Source organism: Variovorax sp. PvP013, assembly GCF_050435945.1.
Taxonomy (GTDB): Bacteria; Pseudomonadota; Gammaproteobacteria; order Burkholderiales; family Burkholderiaceae_C; genus Variovorax.
In genome coordinates, this window is record NZ_JBNDLF010000007.1 from 1 (window position 1) to 20,277 (window position 20,277).

17 protein-coding genes are annotated in these 20,277 nt (G+C 70.5%); 13 read left to right on the top strand and 4 right to left on the bottom strand.

Annotated features, from left to right (window positions below; all coding sequences use genetic code 11):
- On the bottom strand, positions 1-1,118 hold a 1,118-nt coding region (locus ABID77_RS17080), incomplete at its 3' end, for a methyl-accepting chemotaxis protein (RefSeq protein ID WP_429598324.1).
- A gap of 1,022 nt (positions 1,119-2,140) precedes the next feature.
- Here ABID77_RS17080 and ABID77_RS17085 point away from each other — a divergent pair.
- Together ABID77_RS17085 and ABID77_RS17090 are read left to right on the top strand one after the other, a co-directional pair.
- Positions 2,141-3,304 carry a zinc-binding dehydrogenase gene (locus tag ABID77_RS17085; RefSeq protein ID WP_429598326.1) on the top strand — a complete coding sequence of 388 codons (1,164 nt, stop codon included), beginning with the start codon at positions 2,141-2,143 and terminating at the stop codon, positions 3,302-3,304.
- 176 nt (positions 3,305-3,480) lie between these two features.
- The gene (locus ABID77_RS17090; protein WP_429598328.1) at positions 3,481-4,476 is read left to right on the top strand and encodes an extracellular catalytic domain type 1 short-chain-length polyhydroxyalkanoate depolymerase; all 996 of its coding nucleotides are present in this window, start codon (positions 3,481-3,483) and stop codon (positions 4,474-4,476) included.
- Here the strand turns inward: ABID77_RS17090 and ABID77_RS17095 are convergent.
- Complete coding sequence (locus ABID77_RS17095) at positions 4,460-6,016, bottom strand: methyl-accepting chemotaxis protein (RefSeq protein ID WP_429598330.1); 1,557 nt, start codon at positions 6,014-6,016, stop codon at positions 4,460-4,462. The two genes, ABID77_RS17090 and ABID77_RS17095, sit on opposite strands and share 17 nt — an antisense overlap.
- A 205-nt stretch (positions 6,017-6,221) precedes the next feature.
- Here ABID77_RS17095 and ABID77_RS17100 point away from each other — a divergent pair, with 205 nt between their 5' ends.
- Positions 6,222-6,968 carry a DUF2076 family protein gene (locus ABID77_RS17100; protein ID WP_429598332.1) on the top strand — a complete coding sequence of 249 codons (747 nt, stop codon included), beginning with the start codon at positions 6,222-6,224 and terminating at the stop codon, positions 6,966-6,968.
- Between the two features lie 256 nt (positions 6,969-7,224).
- On the opposite strand, the gene ABID77_RS17105 is transcribed toward ABID77_RS17100, so the two are convergent.
- On the bottom strand, positions 7,225-7,587 hold the full coding sequence (locus ABID77_RS17105; protein ID WP_429598334.1) for a hypothetical protein: 363 nt from the start codon (positions 7,585-7,587) through the stop codon (positions 7,225-7,227).
- Positions 7,588-7,834: 247 nt separating this feature from the next.
- On the opposite strand from ABID77_RS17105, the gene ABID77_RS17110 reads away from it, so the two are divergent.
- From ABID77_RS17110 to ABID77_RS17155, 10 genes are all read left to right on the top strand, one after another.
- A complete protein-coding gene (locus tag ABID77_RS17110; protein WP_429598336.1) occupies positions 7,835-8,863 on the top strand; it encodes an amidohydrolase family protein in 1,029 nt (342 codons plus the stop codon).
- A gap of 2 nt (positions 8,864-8,865) precedes the next feature.
- Complete coding sequence (gene ligK / locus ABID77_RS17115; protein ID WP_429598338.1) at positions 8,866-9,573, top strand: 4-carboxy-4-hydroxy-2-oxoadipate aldolase/oxaloacetate decarboxylase; 708 nt, start codon at positions 8,866-8,868, stop codon at positions 9,571-9,573.
- A gap of 52 nt (positions 9,574-9,625) precedes the next feature.
- Complete coding sequence (locus ABID77_RS17120) at positions 9,626-10,654, top strand: Bug family tripartite tricarboxylate transporter substrate binding protein (RefSeq protein ID WP_429598340.1); 1,029 nt, start codon at positions 9,626-9,628, stop codon at positions 10,652-10,654.
- A gap of 20 nt (positions 10,655-10,674) precedes the next feature.
- Positions 10,675-11,985, top strand: coding sequence for a gallate dioxygenase (locus ABID77_RS17125; protein ID WP_429598342.1), 1,311 nt, complete (start codon positions 10,675-10,677; stop codon positions 11,983-11,985).
- 90 nt (positions 11,986-12,075) lie between these two features.
- A complete protein-coding gene (locus tag ABID77_RS17130) occupies positions 12,076-12,987 on the top strand; it encodes a metal-dependent hydrolase (protein WP_429598344.1) in 912 nt (303 codons plus the stop codon).
- A complete protein-coding gene (locus tag ABID77_RS17135; RefSeq protein ID WP_429598346.1) occupies positions 12,984-13,691 on the top strand; it encodes a substrate-binding domain-containing protein in 708 nt (235 codons plus the stop codon). Before ABID77_RS17130 ends, ABID77_RS17135 begins: the two co-directional genes overlap by 4 nt.
- Before the next feature lie 67 nt (positions 13,692-13,758).
- On the top strand, positions 13,759-15,051 hold the full coding sequence (locus tag ABID77_RS17140) for a LysR family transcriptional regulator (RefSeq protein ID WP_429598348.1): 1,293 nt from the start codon (positions 13,759-13,761) through the stop codon (positions 15,049-15,051).
- A gap of 117 nt (positions 15,052-15,168) precedes the next feature.
- Positions 15,169-16,266, top strand: coding sequence for a porin (locus ABID77_RS17145; protein WP_429598350.1), 1,098 nt, complete (start codon positions 15,169-15,171; stop codon positions 16,264-16,266).
- Positions 16,267-16,313: 47 nt separating this feature from the next.
- A complete protein-coding gene (locus tag ABID77_RS17150) occupies positions 16,314-18,224 on the top strand; it encodes a subtype B tannase (RefSeq protein ID WP_429598352.1) in 1,911 nt (636 codons plus the stop codon).
- A gap of 55 nt (positions 18,225-18,279) precedes the next feature.
- The gene (locus ABID77_RS17155) at positions 18,280-19,260 is read left to right on the top strand and encodes a Bug family tripartite tricarboxylate transporter substrate binding protein (RefSeq protein ID WP_429598354.1); all 981 of its coding nucleotides are present in this window, start codon (positions 18,280-18,282) and stop codon (positions 19,258-19,260) included.
- A 114-nt stretch (positions 19,261-19,374) separates the two neighbouring features.
- Here the strand turns inward: ABID77_RS17155 and yghX are convergent, their stop codons facing one another.
- Entirely contained in the window at positions 19,375-20,262 is an 888-nt protein-coding gene (gene yghX, locus ABID77_RS17160) for a YghX family hydrolase (protein WP_429598356.1), read from the bottom strand.
- Positions 20,263-20,277 lie beyond the last annotated feature (15 nt).

A 20,277-nucleotide genomic window follows, 5' to 3' on the forward strand; every position in this document is an offset into this window, starting at 1 on the left:
ATGCCGTCGATCACCCCGATGATGTCGGCGATCCTGCGGCTGCTGTCGTTGATGCCCTTCATCGTCTCCACCACCTCCACCACCACCTCGCCGCCTCGGCGCGCCACCGCGCTTGCGCCGTCGGCCAGCTGGTTGGCCTCTCGGGCGTTGTGCGCGTTTTGCTTGACGGTGGAGTTGAGCTCCTCCATGGAGGCGGCCGTCTCCTCCAGCGCGGAGGCCTGCGACTCCGTGCGGCTCGACAGGTCGTTGTTGCCCTGGGCGATCTGCGAGCTCGCCGCGGCGATGCTGTCGGCCGAGGCGCGCACCTGACCGATGAGGCCCACCAGCTGCGCCTGCATCGCTCCCATGGAGGCCAGCACGCTGCCCGGGGCCGCCTGCCTCGCCCCGGCGATCTCGCCCAGGTCGCCGCGCGCCACGCGCTGCGCCGCCACGCTCAGCTCGGCCGGCTCCGCACCCAGTTCGCCGAGGACGCGGCGGGTGGCGAACAGTCCCAGCGCGATCGCGGCCAGGACGGCGAAGACGCCGAGACCCAGGAGGAGGTTCCTCTGGCTGGCATAGGCCGCCGCCGAGGACTCGACATCGACCTTCGATTGCTCTTTGTTGACTTCGACGTTTTCCCTGATCGTCGCCAGCAATTCGGAAAGCAGGGGACGGCAGACCGTGTTGATCGTTTCGATGGCCTGGTCGCGCCTGCCGGAGGACGCCAATTCGACGATCGAGAGCGCCACCGGTTCGTATCTGGCTTCGACACGCTCGATCTTGTCGAACAGCACCCGCTCGCGATCCGAGACATCGGCGCCATTGCCGATGAGGGCTCTCAGGCTTTTCAGCCCGGCATGCAGATCCTCGTTGGCGCTGACCGCCATCGCCTTGCCGGCATCGCGTTCGGCGGCCGTCGTGACCAACGCCATGTCCCGCACGCCGATGGCGCGCCGGTTGGCGGCGGCCCTCACATCCGAGAGCAGGCTCTGGCGCTCGCCGATGCCATGGACATAGCCGGAAAACCGCTCGTCCGAAGAATGCAGCGAGCGCATGGCCAGCAAGCTGACGACCAATACCAGGAAGGCCAATACCACGAAGGTACCGACGAGAAGTTGTCTAGTGGACAGATTTTTCATTGCGATGGGATTCCAGACGATTCAAAACTTGCGGCGATCGACTGCCTGCGGTGAGTGCCAACCCTCCGGACCGAAATCGTTCGCTCGTCGATTCGGGTGGCTCCGGATGCTTCCCGAGCGCCCACGGGGACGTCTTTTCGCACACGGACTGATTGCCTGATTCCTTCAAATCATTGGAAACAGGAAGTCGATAATAAAAAACAATAATACTAATTCATTAATAGAAACTCGATGATCCGGCGCATCGGGCGCCCTCGAAAAGAAAACGATTCAGGACATACGGCAGGCGAAAGGGCGTGGATTCGGATCGACCGTGGAACGTCGATCCCATTCGGTGAAGAATTTCACGAAACCGCCTCCATGCGATGTCGAGGCCTGCAATGAACACTTTTCCTTTAAACGGCGAGTTTCCAGGGACCGACGTGCGATCGAACGACGTCGACCCGCATTCTCGATTCGTCCATCAGTAAAAGCGCGTCGATTAATTCCTGGAAACCGGATCGTCGTCGTTGGCTATTGCGCCGATCGAGGATCGCTATTCGTCCATTTCTCCGGGTTTTCCAAGCATCGGGAAAACGTGATCCGACGTCGGCCGGCGCGGACATGCTTTTTCGAGCTCGAATTGCCTCGTCCGAACGACTCGGGCGCGAGGAGGCCCGGTTTTTTTCACCGTGGAAGGCGCCCCTTCGAATTGGACGTCTTTAAGTCTTTTATCGATCCGATGGAAATCACCGGGCCGATTCACTGGATCGCGATCTGAAAGGCCATCGAGACGACGAGCGAACGGACGCCGACGGAAATCCGGGAAGCGAACCTGACCTGCCTCATGCTGTTCTGGCACCTGCCGACCCGGCACGACCTGCCCACGCGCACGGCGGGCGAATCCATCGCCCGCCGGCCCGCGGACCTGCCGATGGCCGACCGCTGCGCGGAAAGCCCGGTCTGAGCCGACATCCCGACGCCGGGCGGCGCCATAGGATCCGCCTCCGCTCCCCGGAAACACCAAGACCACCAGGCACCCCATGACGACCGACACCGACCCTACCGCCCTCCAGCTCCGCTCCCTCGTCACGCCCGAGGGCGAACTGCGTGTGACGCTCGAGCGCGTGCCGATTCCCGTCCCCGCCGACGACGAGGTGCTGGTGCGCCTTCAGGGCGCGCCCATCAACCCGTCCGACCTCGGCCTGCTGTTCGGCGCCGCCGACCTGCGCACGGTGAAGGTCGCGGGCACGGCCGCGCGCCCCGTGGTCACCGCCCGCGTGCCCGAGGCCGCGATGAAGGCCATGGCCGGACGCGTCGGCCAGTCGCTGCCGGTGGGCAACGAGGGCGCCGGGCGGGTCGTCCGGGCCGGTGCGTCGCCGGCGGCGCAGGCGCTGCTGGGCCGGACCGTCGCGGTGCTCGGCGGCGCGACGTACGCGCAGTACCGGGCATTGCCGGTCGACCAGTGCCTGCCGCTGCCCGACGGCGCGACGGCCGCCGAGGGCGCATCGTCCTTCGTCAATCCGCTGACCGCCCTGGGCATGGTCGAGACGATGCGGCGCGAAGGCCACCAGGCGCTGGTCCACACGGCCGCCGCGTCCAACCTCGGACAGATGCTCAACCGCATCTGCCTGAAGGACGGCATCGGCCTCGTGAACATCGTGCGCCGGCCGGAACAGGTCGATCTGCTGAAGTCGATCGGCGCGACGCACGTGTGCGACGCGAGCGCGCCCGCCTTCGCGCAGGACCTGACCGAGGCCCTGGTGGCCACCGGCGCCACCCTCGCCTTCGACGCCACCGGCGGCGGTCCGCTCGCGGGCACGATCCTGCGTTGCATGGAAGCGGCGCTCGGCCGCACGGCGCGGGAGTACAGCCGCTACGGCTCGACGACGCACAAGCAGGTGTACCTCTACGGTCGCCTGGACACCCGAACGACCGAGATCGACGTCAACTTCGGCATGGCCTGGGGCATCGGTGGCTGGCTGCTGTTCCCCTTCCTGCAGAAGATCGGCCCCGACGCCGCGCAGCGGCTCAAGCAGCGGGTGGCCGATGAACTCACCACCACCTTCGCGAGCCGCTACGCCCGGGAGGTGTCGCTCGCCGAAATGCTGCAGCCCGAGACGATCGCCGTCTACGGCAAGCGCGCGACCGGCGAGAAGTTCCTGCTCGATCCCCACAAGGACCTGGTGCCGCCGCCCGGGTTCTGAGGCGGCTCGCGGGCACGGCCTCGATGACCGCACGCGCAGCCTCCCGATCGTCGGCACGCGCAGGAGCCCGCGCCCTACATCGCTTCGGCGCCATCCGAGCGGGTCGGGCACGCGCCACGGCCCCATCGTCGTGACTCGATCGATTCAACCCACACCGCGGCACGACTGCATCTCCCATGACGTTCTGGCTCGATCTCGCATGCGCCTTCGCGACCCCTTTCTTCGTGCCGCCTTTCCTTTCGTCGACCGATCCCGCGACGACCTCCGGCATCGACGCCTCGCCCGTCCGACGGGGACACGTCTCGGCCGCGAGCTTCCTCGACGCCGATGGCGGGTCGATCGACTACCGGCTCTTCCTGCCCGCCTCGGCGTCGACGTCGACCAGGAAGGCGCTTCCGCTGGTCGTCATGCTGCACGGCCACTCGCAGGACCTCGACGGCTTCATCGCCGGCACCTCGATGAACGAGGCGGCCGCGGCCGCCGGCTTCGCCGTCCTGTATCCGGCCCAGTCGTCCAAGGCCCATCCGCAGAAATGCTGGCACTGGTTCGACCCCGACCATCAGCGGCGCGACCGGGGAGAACCGGCCCTGCTGGCGGCATTGACGCGCTCGGTCATGCAGGCCCATCCGATCGACGCCCGCCGGGTCTACGTCGCCGGCCTCTCCGCGGGCGGCGCCATGGCGACGGTCATGGGACGCGAGTACCCCGAACTCTTCGCCGGCGTGGGCGTGCATTCCGGGCTGGCGGCCGGCCTGGCCCACGACGTGGGTTCCGCCCTGGCGGCGATGCGGGGCGAACTGCCGATCGCCGACGGCGCCCGCACGGCGATGCCGACCATCGTCTTCCACGGCGACGACGACAAGGTGGTCCACCTGGACAACGCCGAGCGCGTCGTCGCTTCCTGCGCGGGCGGCGCCTGCGCGGTGGAGGAACAGCGGTTGAGCATCAACGAACGGGCCTGCACCCGTCGACTGCACCGGCGCGCCGATGGCGCCGTGCTGGCGGAACACTGGATCGTCCACCGCGCGGGCCATGCCTGGTCGGGCGGATCGACGCGGGGGTCCTTCGCCGATGCGCAGGGTCCCGACGCCAGCACCGAGATGCTGCGCTTCTTCGCCGCACACCCGAACGCCCGCCGAACGGCCTCGACCCGGTTCAGGCCGGCAGCCTGAAGGTGCCCACCAGGGACGACAGCTGCTGCGCCTGATCGCGCAGCGCTTCGGCGGCGGCCGACGACTCCTCCACCAGCGCGGCATTCTGCTGGGTCATCCGGTCGAGGTGGCTCACGGCATCGCCGACCTGGCCGAGCCCGAGACTCTGCTCGCCGGTGGCCACGGTGATCTCTCCGATGATCGCCGTCACACGCGAGACCGAATCGACGATCTCGCCCATGGTCGCCCCGGCGGCCTGCGCCAGGTGGGCGCCTTCGTCGACCTGCCGCACGCTGTCGGCGATCAGGCCGCCGATCTCGCGCGCGGCGACGGCCGAGCGCTGGGCGAGGTTGCGCACCTCCGCCGCCACCACGGCGAACCCGAGCCCCTGCTGCCCGGCCCGGGCCGCCTCGACCGAGGCGTTCAGCGCCAGGATGTTGGTCTGGAAGGCGATGCCGTCGATGACGCCGGTGATCTCCGAGATCCGGCCCGACGAGGCGGCGATGCCGGTCATCGTGGTCACCAGCCTGGCGACCGCGTCGCGACCGTCGCGGGCGGTGTCGCCCGCCACCTGCGCCAGACCGCTCGCCTGGCGCGACGCGTCGGCCGTCTGCCGCACGGTGGACACCAGCTCCTCCATGCTCGCGGCGAGTTCCTCCAGATTGGAAGCCGACTGTTCCGTGCGCGCGGCCAGGTCGTTGTTGCCGGTGGCGATCTCGGCGCTGGCCATCGCCACGTGATCGGCCGCGTCGTGCATCCGGCCCACCAGACCGACCAGCCGGGCCTGCATGAGACCGAGTTCGCCCAGCATGGCGCGCACCTCGTCGCGGCTGCCGGGTCGCGCCGGCGGCGGCCCGGCGGTCAGGTCGCCCTGCGAGATCCGTGAGGCGAGCTGCGAGGCCCGCTGCAGCGGCCCCAGGATCGAGCGGCTGAGCAGCCACGCGCTGACGGCGCCGACCGCCAGTCCGAGCAACGACCCCACGGCAAGCAGCCAGATGCCGGTGCCCGCGTTGCGGGCCGCTTCGGCGCGCGCCTGGACGACCTGTTCGCGCTGGAAGCCGGCGAAGTCCTCGAGCGACTTCGCATAGGCGTCGGCGGCGGGCCGCAGGCGCAGCGCCACGGTGTCGGCGGGCAGGGTCTCGCCGGCCTTGCGGCGCCGGACCAGGCCGTCGCGCACCTGGCGGAAGGCATTGCCGGCGCGGTCGACCGCCGCGAAGAGCCGCTTCGACTCGTCGTCGGTCGCCAGTTCCTCGAGCCGCTTGCGAACGGCCTCGGAACGGATGGAGGTCGCCTTGCGGTCCGCATCGATGCGCGCGACGAAGGCCGGGTTGTCGCCGAGTTCCAGCAGCGTCTCGGCCCGGTGGGCGCTGATCACCACGATGCCCTGCAGTTCGCGTGCCAGCAGGGCACGCTCGGCCGACGGGCCGCCGAGGTCGTCCGCCAGGCCGCGCAGCTCGGCCAGTCGCCAGATGCCGACCCCCGCGGCCAACGCCATCACCAGACACACCAGCCCGAAGGCCGCCACCAGACGCATCGCCAACGTCGCACGAGACAAGAACATCGAAACCTTTTTCGTTTGAGAGCCGGAGCACCCGCCGCGCGAAACGCATTCCCCCGCGGGCACTTTCCCCGTCGTCTATCGTCCGTTCCCATGGGAACTTGAGCGCGCGGGGCCGGGCGCACGCCTCGACGGCGCGGGAACATCCGGCACCGTCGGCGACTCCATACGGCCGCGGCCATTTCCAGGCCGATGAAGAAGGACCGAGATGACCCCCCAGGAACTTTCCATGCTCGAGAACATGCTGCAGCGCCTGACGGCGGTGCACGGCGTGCAGAAGGACCCGCAGGCCGATGCGCTCATCCGCGACCGCCTGGCCACGCAGCCGGACGCGCTCTACCTGCTGGTGCAGCGGACCCTGCTGCTCGAGCACGCCCTGGAGGACGCGCGCCGCCAGCTGGCACTGCGCCCTCCGGCGGCGCCGGCCGATCCCGGCGGCGCGGCCTTCCTGCAGCGCGGACTGGAACCGGGCTTCGGGCGCGACGCGGTCGACCGCGACGCCTACACGCCGGGTCGTCCGGCCCAATCCGACGCCCAGGCGACGGCATCCGCGGCGGCGCCCGCGCCCGGATGGCGCGAACGGCTCTTCGGCGCTTCGGCCCCCGCCGCGTCGGCGCGCGGCGGCGGTGGCGCCGGCTTCCTGGGTCAGGCCGCCACCGCCGCCGCCGGCGTGGCGGGAGGCATGTTCCTCTTCAACGGCATCGAGCACCTGATGAAGGGCGGCCACGGCGGTGGCGACGGCGGCGGTTTCCTGGGACTGGGGGGCGGCGGCGGGAACGGCGGCGGCGGCACGACCGAGGTGATCGAGAACGTCACCCAGAATTTCTACGGGGATGGCGGCAGCGGCGGCACGGGCGACGGTGGCGGCGACATCCGCCGGCTGGCCGACGATGCCGGCGCGGACTGGTCCGGATTCGACGACGGCGCTTCGTTCGACGACGATCGCTTCGCCTGAGCAGGGCCCGACCCGGAGCCGTCGCCGTCCCGCACCACCCGCGGGACGCATGGACGGCGAGGTCCACCGTGGACGATGGAAGGACGGCGGAATCCGCCGGGCGCGCAACCCTGGAACGCGCGCAGGCGCCGGGTCCCGGTGCCGGTCGACGACGACCCGGGTCGCGCGCCCGGCGAGGCGTGCGGGAACCGACGCGACGACCGGCCTCGGGCGGCGCGGCGAGCGGCGCGACGCGCCCGCCGGTGGCCGGTCCGGCTTAGAAGCAGCCCGTGGCCGTGCAGGTCCTGTTGTAGAAGCGGCCCCGGTTGTCGATGCCCTGGCGGTAGGTCGTGCCACCGTAGTTCTGGCTCGTGCCACCCCCGGCGCCGCCGTCGGCCGCCGCGCCCTGGCGAGCCCTGGCGTCGCCCGGCGATGGTGGCGCGGGTGGACTGCGGGCGTTGCCGGCCGGCGAGGGACCGTCGCGGGACGGCATCCCCTCGCCCGGGCGGCGGACGTCCTCGCTGCGGCCCGGATCGTCGCTGCAGGTCTGGAACGACCGCGATCCGTGGCACGCCGCGCTCGCCACCGCGCACGACAGGACGCTCGCCGCGAGGCAGGCCCATTGCTTTCGATGCGTCATCGGAACTTCCCTTCTTCGGCGACGGCCGCACCCGGCGGCCCCGGACCGCCCTGAACGGGCAAGGCGTCTCCCCTGACGAGAGATCCTCCGGACGTCGACAAGTTCGCGGCATTCCCGTGCCACCGGCCCCGATGTCGACCCTCGGCGATAAAAAAGTGTGACGGCAACCCAAATCGAAGTCATCCATGGCGCGGCGTTTCGCGCCGACACTGGCGCCCAGCAAACACCCTCCAGCGAGCGAACTCCCATGATCATCGACTGCCACGGCCACTACACGACCGCGCCCAAGGCCCTGGAGGCCTGGCGCAACCGGCAGATCGCCGGCATCCAGGATGCGGCGCTGAAGCCCCGGGTCGCCGACCTGAAGATCAGCGACGACGAGCTGCGCGAGTCCATCGAGCAGAACCAGCTGCGCCTGATGAAGGAGCGCGGCAGCGACCTCACCATCTTCAGCCCGCGCGCGAGCTTCATGGCGCACCACGTCGGGGACTTCGAAGTCTCCTCGACCTGGGCGGCGATCTGCAACGAGCTGTGCGCCCGCGTCGCCGGGCTGTTCCCCGACCACTTCATCGGCGCGGCGATGCTGCCGCAGTCCCCGGGCGTCGACCCGGCCACCTGCCTCCCGGAGCTGGAGCGCTGCGTCAAGGAGTACGGCTTCGTCGGCATCAACCTGAACCCCGATCCGTCCGGCGGTCACTGGACCAGCCCGCCGCTGTCGGACCGCCACTGGTACCCGATCTACGAGAAGATGGTCGAGCTCGACATCCCGGCCATGGTCCACGTGAGCACCAGCTGCAACGCCTGTTTCCACACCACCGGCGCGCACTACCTCAATGCCGACACCACCGCCTTCATGCAGTGCCTGACCTCGGACCTGTTCAAGGACTTCCCGACATTGCGCTTCGTGATCCCGCACGGCGGCGGCGCGGTGCCCTACCACTGGGGGCGCTTCCGCGGCCTGGCCCAGGAGATGAAGAAGCCGCTGCTGGAGGACCACCTGCTGAAGAACATCTTCTTCGACACCTGCGTCTACCACCAGCCGGGCATCGACCTGCTGACCAAGGTGATTCCGGTGGAGAACATCCTGTTCGCCAGCGAGATGATCGGCGCCGTGCGCGGCATCGACCCGCAGACCGGTCATTACTTCGACGACACGCGCCGCTACATCGACGCGACGCCGCAGCTCGACGCGGCCACGCGCCACCAGGTCTTCGAAGGCAACGCGCGCCGCGTGTACCCGCGGCTGGACCGCGCCCTGAAAGACAGAGGACTCTGACCATGACCGACAACGCGCAACCCTCGTTCCAGCAGCTCGGCGTCGTGCGCCGCACCATCGGGCGTGCCGACCCGGCGGCCGTCGAACGGCTCTCGCGCTTCGGCGTCTCGACCGTGCACGAGGCCATGGGCCGGCTCGGCCTGATGGCGCCGCGCATCCGTCCCATCTATCCGGAGGCGCGCTGCTGCGGCCCGGCCGTCACCGTGCTGCTGCAGCCCGGGGACAACTGGATGATGCACGTGGCCGCCGAGCAGATCCGCCCCGGCGACGTGGTGGTGGCGGCCTGCACGGCCGACAGCACCGACGGCTTCTTCGGCGACCTGCTGGCGACCTCGTTCCAGGCGCGCGGCTGCAAGGGGCTGGTGATCGACGGCGGCGTGCGCGACGTGCGCGACCTCACCGCGATGGGTTTTCCGGTGTTCAGTCGGGCCGTCCACGCCCGGGGCACCATCAAGGCGACGCTCGGCTCGGTCAACGTGCCGGTGGTGTGCGCCGGCGCGCTGGTGAACCCGGGCGACGTGATCGTCGCCGACGTCGACGGCGTGGTGGTGGTGCCGGCGGCGCGGGCGCGGGAGGTGGCCGACGCCGCCGCAACGCGCGAAGCCGGCGAAACCGACAAGCGTGCGCGTTTCGCCGCTGGCGAACTCGGCCTCGACATGTACGCTATGCGCGAGCCCCTGGCCCGAGCCGGCCTGCGCTACATCGACTGAAGCGCGGCGCCATCCCATCGCACGCAACCCGCATTCCTTGGAGACGAACGAGATGAGAGACACCCGGATCCCCCGCACCGCCCCCCGCGCGACGACGCGCCGCCGCTTCGCCGCCCTGGCCGCCGCGGCCGGCGCCTGCGCCGCGTTCTCGGCCCTGCCGACGACGGCCGCCGCCCAGGACTTCCCGAACCGCCCGGTGCGCATCATCACGCCGTTCCCGGTCGGCGGCGGTCCCGAGGGCGTGGTGCGTCTGCTGGCCGACAAGCTCAGTCGCGCCTGGGGCCAGCCCGTCACGGTGGAGAACCGCCCCGGCGGCAACGGCTTCATCGCCATCGACGCCTTCAAGCGCGGCAACAAGGACGGCTACGACCTGATCCAGCTCGACAACGTCCACCTGACGGCCTACCCGTCGCTGTTCAAGAAGCTGCCCTACGACCCGGTCAAGGACTTCGAGCAGATCGCCCCGCTGTTCCGCACCAACTTCTTCTTCACCGTCTCGACCGACAGCAAGTACAAGTCGGTCGGCGAGATCGTCGCCGACGCCAAGGCCAACCCCGGCAAGCTGAACTACGGCTCGTGGTCGATCGGCAACCCGGTGCACCTGGGCTCGGCATTGTTCGAGTCGATGACCGGCACGACGATGTCGCACGTGGTCTACAAGGAGACCTCGCAGCTCTACACCGCCGTGGCGACCAACGAGCTGTCCTTCGCGCTCGGCACGCTGGGCAGCGCCGGCGCGATGCAGCGCGCGGGCAAGCTGCGCTACCTGGCCGTGGCCGCGCCGGTGCGCCACCCGGCGTTCCCGGACGTGCCCACGGTGGCCGAGTCGGGCGGCCCGGCCGGCTTCGAGGTCATCGGCTGGACCACGCTGGCCGCGCCCCCGGGCCTGCCCGCGGCCGTGACCGACAAGATCCGCCGCGACGTCGAGAAGGCCCTGGCCGACAGCGACTTCAAGGCCAAGTTCGCCGCCTTCGGCTACGAGCCCTTCCCGGTCACGCGCGTGCAGTTCGAGCAGTTCGTGCGCTCGGAATCGGCCCGCCAGGCCGACGTCATCAAGAAGGCCAAGGTCTCGCTGGACTGAGGCCGCGCAAGGAGAAGTTCATGGCTCGCATCATCGGCGCCGTCGCCTGTTCCCACACGCCCACCATCGGCTTCGCGTTCGACAAGAACAAGCAGCAGGACCCCGTCTGGGCGCCCATCTTCGAGGCCTTCGCGCCGGTGCAGCGCTGGCTGGCCCAGAACAAGCCCGACGTGCTGTTCTTCATCTACAACGACCACGTCAGCTCGTTCTTCTTCGACCACTATTCGGCCTTCTCGCTGGGCGTGGGCGAGACGCACCGCGTGGCCGACGAGGGCGGCGGCGCGCGCGACCTGCCCGCGCTCGCCGGCCATCCGGCGCTGGCGCGGCACATCGGCCGCTCGCTGGTGGCCGACGAGTTCGACATGTCCTTCTTCCAGGACCGCGCGCTCGACCACGGCGTGTTCTCGCCGATGTCGCTGCTGTGCCCGCACGCGCCGGACTGGCCGATGCCGGTGGTGCCGCTGCAGATCGGCGTGCTGCAGTCGCCCGTGCCCTCGGCGCGGCGCTGCTGGCGCCTCGGCCAGGCCCTGCGGCGCGCCATCGACAGCTATCCGGAGGACCTGTCGGTGGCCATCGTCGCCACCGGCGGCCTGTCGCACCAGGTCCACGGCGAGCGCGCGGGCTTCAACAACCCGGCCTGGGACGCGCGCTTCCTCGACCTGATCGAGAACGATCCGGTGCGCATCACCGAGATGACGCAGGCCGAGCTGGCCACGCTCGGCGGCATGGAGGGCGCCGAGGTCATCATGTGGCTGGTCATGCGCGGCGCCCTGTCGTCGAACGTGCGCAAGCTCCACCAGAGCTACTACCTGCCCTCGATGACCGGCATCGCCACCGCCATCTACGAGAACCTGGCCAGCGCGCCGGTCGCCGGCGAGGCCAGGCGCCACCTGCGCCACGTCGACGAGCAGCTCGCCGGCGCCGAGGCGCTGGAAGGCACCTACCCGTTCTCGCTGGAGACCAGCGTGCGGGCCTACCGGCTCAACAAGTTCCTCCACGCCATGGTCGAGCCGGCCCACCGCGCCGCCTTCCTGGCCGACGAGGAGGCCGCCTTCGAGCGCGCCGGGCTGACCTCGGCCGAGCGCGACCTGGTGCGCCGGCGCGACTGGCGCGGGCTCATCCACCACGGCGTCATCTTCTTCATGCTGGAGAAGCTGGGCGCGGTGGTCGGCGTGTCCAACCTGCACATCTACGCCGCCATGCGCGGCGAGACGCTGGAACAGTTCCAGCAGACCCGCAACGCGCCCGGCGCGCTGTACTCGGTCGCGGGCAAGGACGCCGCGCCGCAGTCGTGGGACGCGGCGGCACCTTCGACCTCGGCCTCGCACTGAGCCGGCGAAGCCACGCCGTTGCCCCGTTCATCCGATTTCCCGATGCCCGTCCCGTCGCGGTCCGCCCACCGGATCGAGGAGCTTCCGACCATGTCCGTCCGCAAGAAACGCCCGGCCTCGCGCCTGCTCCCGCTGCTCGCGGCATGCGCGCTCGCCGGTGGCCTCGTCGCCGGCTGCGCCAGCCCGCCGCCGCCCGCCATGGCCGTCACCCTGAGCGCGCCCGGCGCCGCGGCCCCGCCGGCCGCCGCCGGCCGCACGGAGGTGCTGTGGCTCGGCCAGGCCGCCTTCCGCATCGCCACGCCGGGCGGCAAGGTCATCGTGATCGATCCGTGGCTCCGGCAGAACCCGACGACGCCACCGGCCTACAAGAACCTCGAGGCGCTGGGCAAGGTCGACGTGCTGCTGGTCACGCACGGCCACCTCGACCACTTCGCCGACGCGCCCGCGCTGGCGCAGATGCACCAGGTGCCGATGCACGCGCCGGCGGACATGAACCAGACCGTCGGCGTGCTGGGCATCCTGCCGGTGGCGCTGGCGCCGCGCTTCGGCAAGAGCGGCACCGTCAGTCCAGCGCCCGGCATCAAGGTGACGGCCGTGCACGCCGAACACTCCTCGGTCGTGGTCTGGAAGAACCCCGCCAGCGGCAAGGACGAGGTCCATCCCGGCGGCGAACCGGTGGGCTACGTCATCGAGCTGGAGAACGGTTTCCGCATCTACCACATGGGCGACACCGGTCTGTTCGCGGACATGAAGTTCATCGCCGACTATTACCGGCCCGACCTGGTGCTGATGCCCATCGGCGGCCATTTCACGATGGATCCGGTCGACGCGGCCCACGCCACGCGCGCCTGGCTCCGGCCGAAGTTCGTGATCCCGATGCATTACGGCGCCAACCCGCTGGCCAAGGGCACGCCCGAAGCTTTCGCGAGCGCGCTGGGCGCCGGCACCGGCACGCGGCTGCTGACCCTGCAGCCCGGCGGCACGGCGACTTTCGGTCCATGAACGCGGCGCCGACCCCGACCCCGATCCGTGGCATCTGCTCGATGGCCACGCGCGGGCTGCTCGACGAGCTGGCCGCCGTGCATGCCGCGCGCTCCGGCGTGCCGGTGTCGTTCCTGGCCGTGGGCGGCGTCGAAGCGGCGCGGCGCGTGCTCGCGGGCGAGTCCTTCGACGTCGTCGCGCTGGCGGCCGACGCCATCGACCGGCTGGTGGCCGCCGGCCGTGCCGACGCGGTCGGCCGCATCGACGTGGCGCGCTCCGGCGTCGGCGTCGCGGTGGGCGCGGCGGCACCGGTGCCGGACATCGCCAGCGGCGCGGCCCTGCGCACGGCCGTCGAGGGCGCGGCGCGGATCGGCTACTCCACCGGGCCGAGCGGCGTCGCGCTGGTGGCGCTGTTCGAGCGCTGGGGCATCGCCGACCGCGTGCGCGACCGCCTGGTGCAGGCGCCGCCGGGCGTCCCGGTCGCCTCGCTGGTCGCGCGCGGCGACGTCGACCTGGGCTTCCAGCAACTGAGCGAATTGATGGGCGTCGCGGGCATCCGGCTGGTCGGGCCGCTGCCGCCGGACGTGCAGATCCACACGGTGTTCGCGGCGGCGCCCGTGACCGGCGGCGAGGCGCCGTCCGATGCCGTGCGCGGGCTGCTCGACTTCCTGGCGTCGCCCGCCAGCGCCGAGGCCAAGCGCCGTCACGGTCTGGCGCCGGCCTGACGGCCGCCGAGCCTGCCGTCCGCCCGGCCCGGAAGCCCTTCCCTCTCGCCGGATCGACCTCGCCCCAGTGAACGCCCGACGGAATCAGCAGCGGCCTGCCCGGGTCACTCCGCTCGGCATCAATCTGCGGCACCTGCGCGCGTTGTCGGCCGTCGCTGCGGCAGGGAGCATCGCCGGCGCGGCGGAGCATCTCTTTCGTGTCCCGTCGGGCGTGACGCGCGCCATCACCGAACTCGAAGCCGCACTGGGCCGGCCGCTGTTCGATCGACGGGCGCGTGGCGTGACCCTGAATTCCTACGGCGAACTGGTGCTGGCGAGGGCGCACCGCATCGACGCCGAATTCGAGCTCGGCCGTGCCCAGCTGGTGGCGCGAGGCGGCATCCAGGCGTCGGCGGATGTGAGTGCCCTGTTCAACTCGATGCTCAACGGGCGCCGCCTGGCCGTCGTCGCGAGCCTGGTCGAGAAGCGCAACATGCCGATGGTGGCGCGCGAATTCGGCATCACGCAGCCGGCCATCAGCAGCGCACTCCGGGATCTGGAGACCGGTCTGGGCGTGCCCCTGTTCGAGCGCAAGGCCGGCGGGCTGGCGCCCACCCTGGCGGGCGACATCATCGCCTTCCACTTCAAGCGCGTGCTGGCCGAACTGCGCAGCATCGGACCCGACATCGCCGCCAACGAGGGATGCCTGCAGGGCAGCGTCGTCGTCGGCGCCCTGCCGCTGGGCCGCACGCTGATCCTTCCGCTGGCCATCGCGGCCCTGCTCCGACGCCATCCCGGCCTGCACGTGGCGACGGTCGAGAGCCCCTACGACGCCCTGGTGGCCGGGTTGCGCAATGGCGACGTCGATCTCATCTTCGGCGCCTTGCGCGACGGCGACCAGAACAGGGACCTGCAGCAGGAACCCTTGTTCGAGGACCGCATCGCCGTGATCGCACGCGCGGGTCATCCGCTCCTGAAGAGCACCCGGATCGACTTCGACACCTTGCGTCGGGCCCGGTGGGTGCTGTCGCGCAACGGCTCGCCCTCGCGCGAACTGCTCAAGCGGTTCTTCTCCGAAGCCGAGGAGATTCCGCCGGACCCGGCCGTCGAAACGGGCGATCTGGCCATCCTGCGCGGCCTGCTGATCGAGAGCGACATGATCACGGCCATCTCGGCGCATCAACTGCATTACGAGATCCGCGACGGCAGCCTGGCCGTCGTCGACTTCCCGCTGGATCGCACCCGGCGCGAGATCGGCCTGACCCAGCGCCTGGGCGCGTTTCCATCGCCCGGCACGCGGGCCCTCGCGCAGGAGATCAGGTCGGTGGTCGCCAACGCCTCGGTCGTCTCGTCGCGAACGCCGCGACGAGCTGATAAATAAAAGTCACCTCTCCGACATCGGAACTCACCCCTCGGCCGGCGGGATGTGAACAGACTCGCACCCGGCGTCCATCGCCGTCTCCGGGCCATGGCCTGTTCCAATTCGAGAAGACAACTCATGAGAAGACAACTCATCGCCTCGGCCTTGCTCGCCACCCTCGGGTGCTCCGCGCAGGCTCAGACGGTCACCCTCTACGGCATCCTCGACCAGGCGGTCGAGCACCTGAACCACGTGGGCACGGCCCAGGGCGGCCTGACCCGGATGCCCGGCCTGACGGGCAGCTTCCCCTCGCGCCTGGGCTTCCGGGGCAGCGAAGACCTCGGCGGCGGACTCAGGGCCGTTTTCACGCTGGAGCAAGGTCTGGGCGTCGACTCGGGAACGCTCAACCAAGGCGGGCGGGCGTTCGGCCGCCAGAGCTTCGTGGGCCTGTCGGGCGACTGGGGCAGCGTGACGGCGGGCCGGCAGTACTCGATGCTGTACTGGTCGCAGCTCGACGCCGACATCCTGGGTCCCAACGCCTTCGGATCGGCATCGCTCGACAGCTACCTGCCCAATGCGCGGGTCGACAACTCGCTGGCCTACCGCGGCACGTTCGGCGGTCTGACGGTCGGCGCGACCTACAGCCTGGGCCGTGACACGGTGAACGCCGGCCCGACGCCGGCCGGCACCAACTGCCCGGGCGAGAGCGCTACGGATTCCAAGGCGTGCCGCCAGTGGTCGGCCATGCTCAAGTACGACCAGACGAACTGGGGCGTCGTCGCCGCCGTCGACGAGTTCAGGGGTGGGCCCGGTGCCTTCGCGGGTCTCACCGGCAGTGCCTTGAAGGACCGCCGCGCCACCGTGGCGGGCTGGGTCAAGGTGGCCGACGTGGTCAAGGTCGGCGCCGGCGTCATCTCGCGCCGCAACGAAGGCAGCGCCGCGACGCCGCGCAGCGACCTCGGGTACCTGGGCGCGTCCTATGCCCTCACACCGCTGCTGACGCTGGACGCCCAGTACTTCGCCCTGAACTTCAAGGACAGCGCCAACGAAGCCGGCCTGTTCGCCGTGAAAGCCACCTACGCGCTGTCCAGGCGAACGGCGGTCTACGCCACGGCCGGACGGATCTCGAACGACGGCACCTCGGCGATCTCCGTCAGCAACGCCGCCGCCGGCGGCGCACCCGCCGCGGGCGCGTCGCAGACCGGCGTCGCGCTCGGCGTGCGCCACACGTTCTGAGTTCCGCGATGCCATCGATCAGCCTCGAACAAACACAGGAGACGCTCATGCACAAACGATTCCACCTTCGCACGCTCGCAGCGGCCATCGCCACGCTTTCGGCCGCCGGCCTCCTGACCGCCTGCGGCGGCGACGGCGATGCCGGCACCACGCCCGTCGTCACCACGCCGACCTCACCGACGACGCCCACCACGCCCGTCGCTGCCGGTGCCTACGACAGCGCGCTGGCCTTCGACAGCACCCGGTACACGACCATCACCGTCACCCTCGACGGCGTCCGCACCCCGGTGCGCTGGTACCGGGAACTGTGCTTCGTCGGCAGGCCGATGCGGCTGGCGCCCACGCAGGCGGCCGGCGCGGTCGACAACCAGACCTGCGGCTACCAGAACATGAACGTCTTCGTGCGCGAGGCCGACGCCGCCCGGCAGGACAACGCCATCCTGCTCAACGTCAACAACGCCGGCTGGCTGGCCAGCTACCAGGGCGGCCTGGGCGGCTGGAACGGCTCGACGCCGATCACCAACGCCAACTACCGCGGCGCCGACATCGTCGACGGCGGCGTCTACGTCAGCACGAGCGACACCGACAAGCGCGGCGCCGCACTGAAGCGCGGCTTCGTGTACGTCAACATGGCATCGCGCAGCCGTGGCGCCACCGCGCCCGCCGGTGTCTACGACGACGGCATCTACCCGGGCAAGGCGCCGGCGGCCATCGTCGACGCCAAGGCCGCCGTGCGCTACCTGCGCCTGAACGACGGCGCGATGCCGGGCAGCGCGAACCGCATCGTGGTCAACGGCACCAGCGGCGGCGGCGCGCAGACCGCGCAGCTCGCGGCCACGGGCGACAGCGCGGACTACCTACCCTACCTGAAGGCCGTCGGCGCGGCCGGCATCGACGCGGACGGCCGGAGCCTGATCGGCGACGGCGTCTATGCCGCCGTGGCCTACTGCCCGATCCAGGACCTGGGCAGCGCCGACCTCGCCTACGAGTGGATGTTCAACGTCCTCGACACCCGCAAGCTGGTTTCCGCCGACCAGAAGGCGGGCTTGATCGTCGACGCGGCCGGCAACGAACTCGTGCGCGCCTCCAACCCGGACCCCGCCGGCAGCGCCGCGCTGCTGCGGAAGTTCGTGGCCTACCAGGCGAGCCTGGGGCTGCGGAACGAGGCCGGCGCGCCGCTGACCGCCGACAACATGCTCGACGCCCTGCGAACCGAATTCACGAAGGCGGCCAGCGCCCACGTCAAGGCCGGCTCACCCTTCGTCGCCTACGGCGCCTACGGCAGCGCCGCGGCCAACGGCGTGGCGGGCGGCAGCGGCACCCTGTATTACAGGAACGACTTCATCGACGTCGATGCGACCGGCACGGTGACGTTCTTCGACCTGTCGAACTACCTCAAGTTCGTCGCCAAGCAGGCCCGGCTCAAGGCCCTGCCGGCGTTCGACCAGATCGGCCAGACCCCGGCCCTCGCGGCGACCGCCACGGCCGACACCACCCGGGCCGGCGCGGTCGTCAACGGCAACTACAGCGGCGGTGAATCGAACCTGTTCGGCACCGCCTCCCAGGTCTATTCCAACTTCACCGAGTACGCGTGGAACAACAACAACGGCGGCGACGCGGTCAACGCCGCGCAGGTCGATGTCGGCTTGAAGAACACCGGTGTCACCTGGGCCGCCAGTCCCAGACAGGCTTTCCTGCTCGACCAGTACAAGCTGATCAACGCACTGGCCTACATCGGCAAGACCGACGGCATCGCGACGCACTGGCGCATCCGCGTCGGCGCGCGCGACCGCGACACGTCGTTCACCGTGGCCTACAACCTGAGCCGCGCGCTGAAGGCCGATGTCAGAGTCAAGGACATCGACTTCGCCCTCCACTGGGACCAGGGGCACGCGGGCAACTATGACGTGCTCGATGCCTTCGCCTGGATCGACCGGCGACTGGCCGCAGGCAATTGATGCGCGCGGCACCGCGGCGCCTTCCCCCCTCTTCCATTCCACAAGGAGTTGTCCGATGTCCGGATTCCTGCTCTCCAGACGCCGTGCCCTGCTCGCCGCCGCCGGGTCGCTCGCCCTCGGCCCGGCGTGGGCCCAGTCCGCCTATCCTGACCGTCCCGTCAAACTCGTCGTGGGCTATTCCGCCGGCGGTGCCGTCGACATCGTGGCGCGCACCCTCGGGCAGAGCCTGTCCGCCAGCATGGGGCAGCCCTTCATCATCGAGAACAAGCCCGGCGCGGGCACGAACATCGCGGTCAAGTCCGTGATCGCCGCCGCGCCGGACGGCCACACGCTGATGCTGGCGGCCAATGCATTGGCAGCCAACATGGCGCTCTACAAGCCGATCCCGTTCGACGCCGAACGCGACCTGGTCCTGATCGCGCAGGTCGGTCGCGTGCCCGTGGTCATCGCCGCGAACACGTCCGTGCCCTACAGCACCCTCCCGGACCTCGTGGCCGCCGCGAAGGCGAAGCCCGATTCGGTGGCCTACGCGACGCCGGGCAACGGCGCGACCCCGCACATGGCGGTGGAACTGTTCGCCAAGACCGCCGGCATCGACCTGCAGCACGTGCCCTACCGGGGCGGGTCGCAGGCCATCACCGACACGATCGGCGGTCAGGTCCCGCTGGTCGCGGTCAACGCGCTGGAGGCGCTGCCGCACGTCAGGAGCGGCAAGCTGAAGATCATCGCGACGCTCGGCGCGAGCCGCACCCGCATCTTTCCGGACGCGCCGACGATCGCCGAGTCGGGCTATCCCGGCTTCGAGGCGTCGGTGTGGTACGGGCTCGTGGCGCCGGCCGGGACGCCCGGGTCCATCGTCGAGCGGCTGTACACCGAGGTCCAGAAAGCCTTGGCGACACCGGAAGTCAAGGAACGCCTGACCGCCGTCGGCGGCGACGTGACGCCCGGCGGCAGCACCCAGTTCGCGACGCTGGTGCGTTCGGAGCGTCAGCGCTACGACAAGCTGGTCCGGGAGACGGGAATCAAGCCCGACTGAGCCGGTTTCGACCCTGCCGCGCCGGGGGTGCGCCGCGCGCGCGACGCATCCCGCGCGCGTGGCTCCCTGGCCGTCGTGGACGCGGGCTCGGCCGACCGGGCGGCGTCGCCGGCATCAGGCCAGATGACGCCGGAACCAGCCGAGGGTCCGGTCCCACGCGAGCCTGGCGGCCGGTTCGTCGTAGCGCGGCGTCGAGTCGTTGTGGAAGCCGTGGCCGGTGCCCGGGTAGACGTGCGCCTCGTAGGTCGTACCGGCGGCCTTGAATGCCGCCTCGCAGGCCGGCCACGTGGCGTTGACGCCCGGATCGGTTTCGGCGAAGTGCAGCAGCATCGGCGCCCGGATGCGCGGCACGTCCTCGGGCCGGGCCTGACGGCCGTAGAACGGCACCGCCGCGCACAGTTCCGGATGCGCGACCGCGGCCGCGTGGCAGACGCCGCCGCCGTAGCAGAAGCCGGTGATCCCGATCCGGCCGGTGGTCCGGTCGCCGGCGCGCAGGTAATCGACGGCGGCGAGGAAGTCGTTCATCAGCTTCTGCGGATCGACCCGCTGCTGCAGTGCACGCCCTTCGTCGTCGTTGCCGGGGTAGCCGCCGAGCGAGCTCAGGCCGTCGGGCGCCAACGCCACGAAGCCGGCCTTGGCCAGGCGCCGCGCCACGTCCTCGACATAGGGATTGAGGCCCCGGTTCTCGTGGACGACGACCACGCCCGGCACCGGTCCCGTCGTCCGCGCGGGGCCGACGAGATAGCCGCGCACGTCGCCGTGGCCATGGGGCGATGGGTAGCGGACGTAGCCGGGCCGGATGTCGGGATCGGTGAAACGGACCTGCTGCGCCAGCGCGTAGTCCGGGCTCAGCGCGGTCAGCAGCGCCCCGGCCGTCAGGCCGCCGACGGCGAACCTGCCCGCGCGATCGAGGAAGTCGCGCCGGCCGATGCGGCCGTGGACGTAGAAGTCGTAGAGTTCCAGCAGTTCGGGCTGGAAGTCCTTGGCGGTGAGACGGCTCATGGCATGGCTCCTGGA

Excerpts from the sequence above, each read along its gene's own strand:
- ABID77_RS17085 (WP_429598326.1), top strand. The coding sequence starts at position 2,141 with ATGACGACCGACACCGACCCTACCGCCCTCCAGCTCCGCTCCCTCGTC.
- ABID77_RS17090 (WP_429598328.1), top strand. The coding sequence starts at position 3,481 with ATGACGTTCTGGCTCGATCTCGCATGCGCCTTCGCGACCCCTTTCTTC.
- ABID77_RS17095 (WP_429598330.1), bottom strand. The coding sequence starts at position 6,016 with ATGTTCTTGTCTCGTGCGACGTTGGCGATGCGTCTGGTGGCGGCCTTC.
- ABID77_RS17100 (WP_429598332.1), top strand. The coding sequence starts at position 6,222 with ATGACCCCCCAGGAACTTTCCATGCTCGAGAACATGCTGCAGCGCCTG.
- ABID77_RS17105 (WP_429598334.1), bottom strand. The coding sequence starts at position 7,587 with ATGACGCATCGAAAGCAATGGGCCTGCCTCGCGGCGAGCGTCCTGTCG.
- ABID77_RS17110 (WP_429598336.1), top strand. The coding sequence starts at position 7,835 with ATGATCATCGACTGCCACGGCCACTACACGACCGCGCCCAAGGCCCTG.
- ligK (WP_429598338.1), top strand. The coding sequence starts at position 8,866 with ATGACCGACAACGCGCAACCCTCGTTCCAGCAGCTCGGCGTCGTGCGC.
- ABID77_RS17120 (WP_429598340.1), top strand. The coding sequence starts at position 9,626 with ATGAGAGACACCCGGATCCCCCGCACCGCCCCCCGCGCGACGACGCGC.
- ABID77_RS17125 (WP_429598342.1), top strand. The coding sequence starts at position 10,675 with ATGGCTCGCATCATCGGCGCCGTCGCCTGTTCCCACACGCCCACCATC.
- ABID77_RS17130 (WP_429598344.1), top strand. The coding sequence starts at position 12,076 with ATGTCCGTCCGCAAGAAACGCCCGGCCTCGCGCCTGCTCCCGCTGCTC.
- ABID77_RS17135 (WP_429598346.1), top strand. The coding sequence starts at position 12,984 with ATGAACGCGGCGCCGACCCCGACCCCGATCCGTGGCATCTGCTCGATG.
- ABID77_RS17145 (WP_429598350.1), top strand. The coding sequence starts at position 15,169 with ATGAGAAGACAACTCATCGCCTCGGCCTTGCTCGCCACCCTCGGGTGC.
- ABID77_RS17150 (WP_429598352.1), top strand. The coding sequence starts at position 16,314 with ATGCACAAACGATTCCACCTTCGCACGCTCGCAGCGGCCATCGCCACG.
- ABID77_RS17155 (WP_429598354.1), top strand. The coding sequence starts at position 18,280 with ATGTCCGGATTCCTGCTCTCCAGACGCCGTGCCCTGCTCGCCGCCGCC.
- yghX (WP_429598356.1), bottom strand. The coding sequence starts at position 20,262 with ATGAGCCGTCTCACCGCCAAGGACTTCCAGCCCGAACTGCTGGAACTC.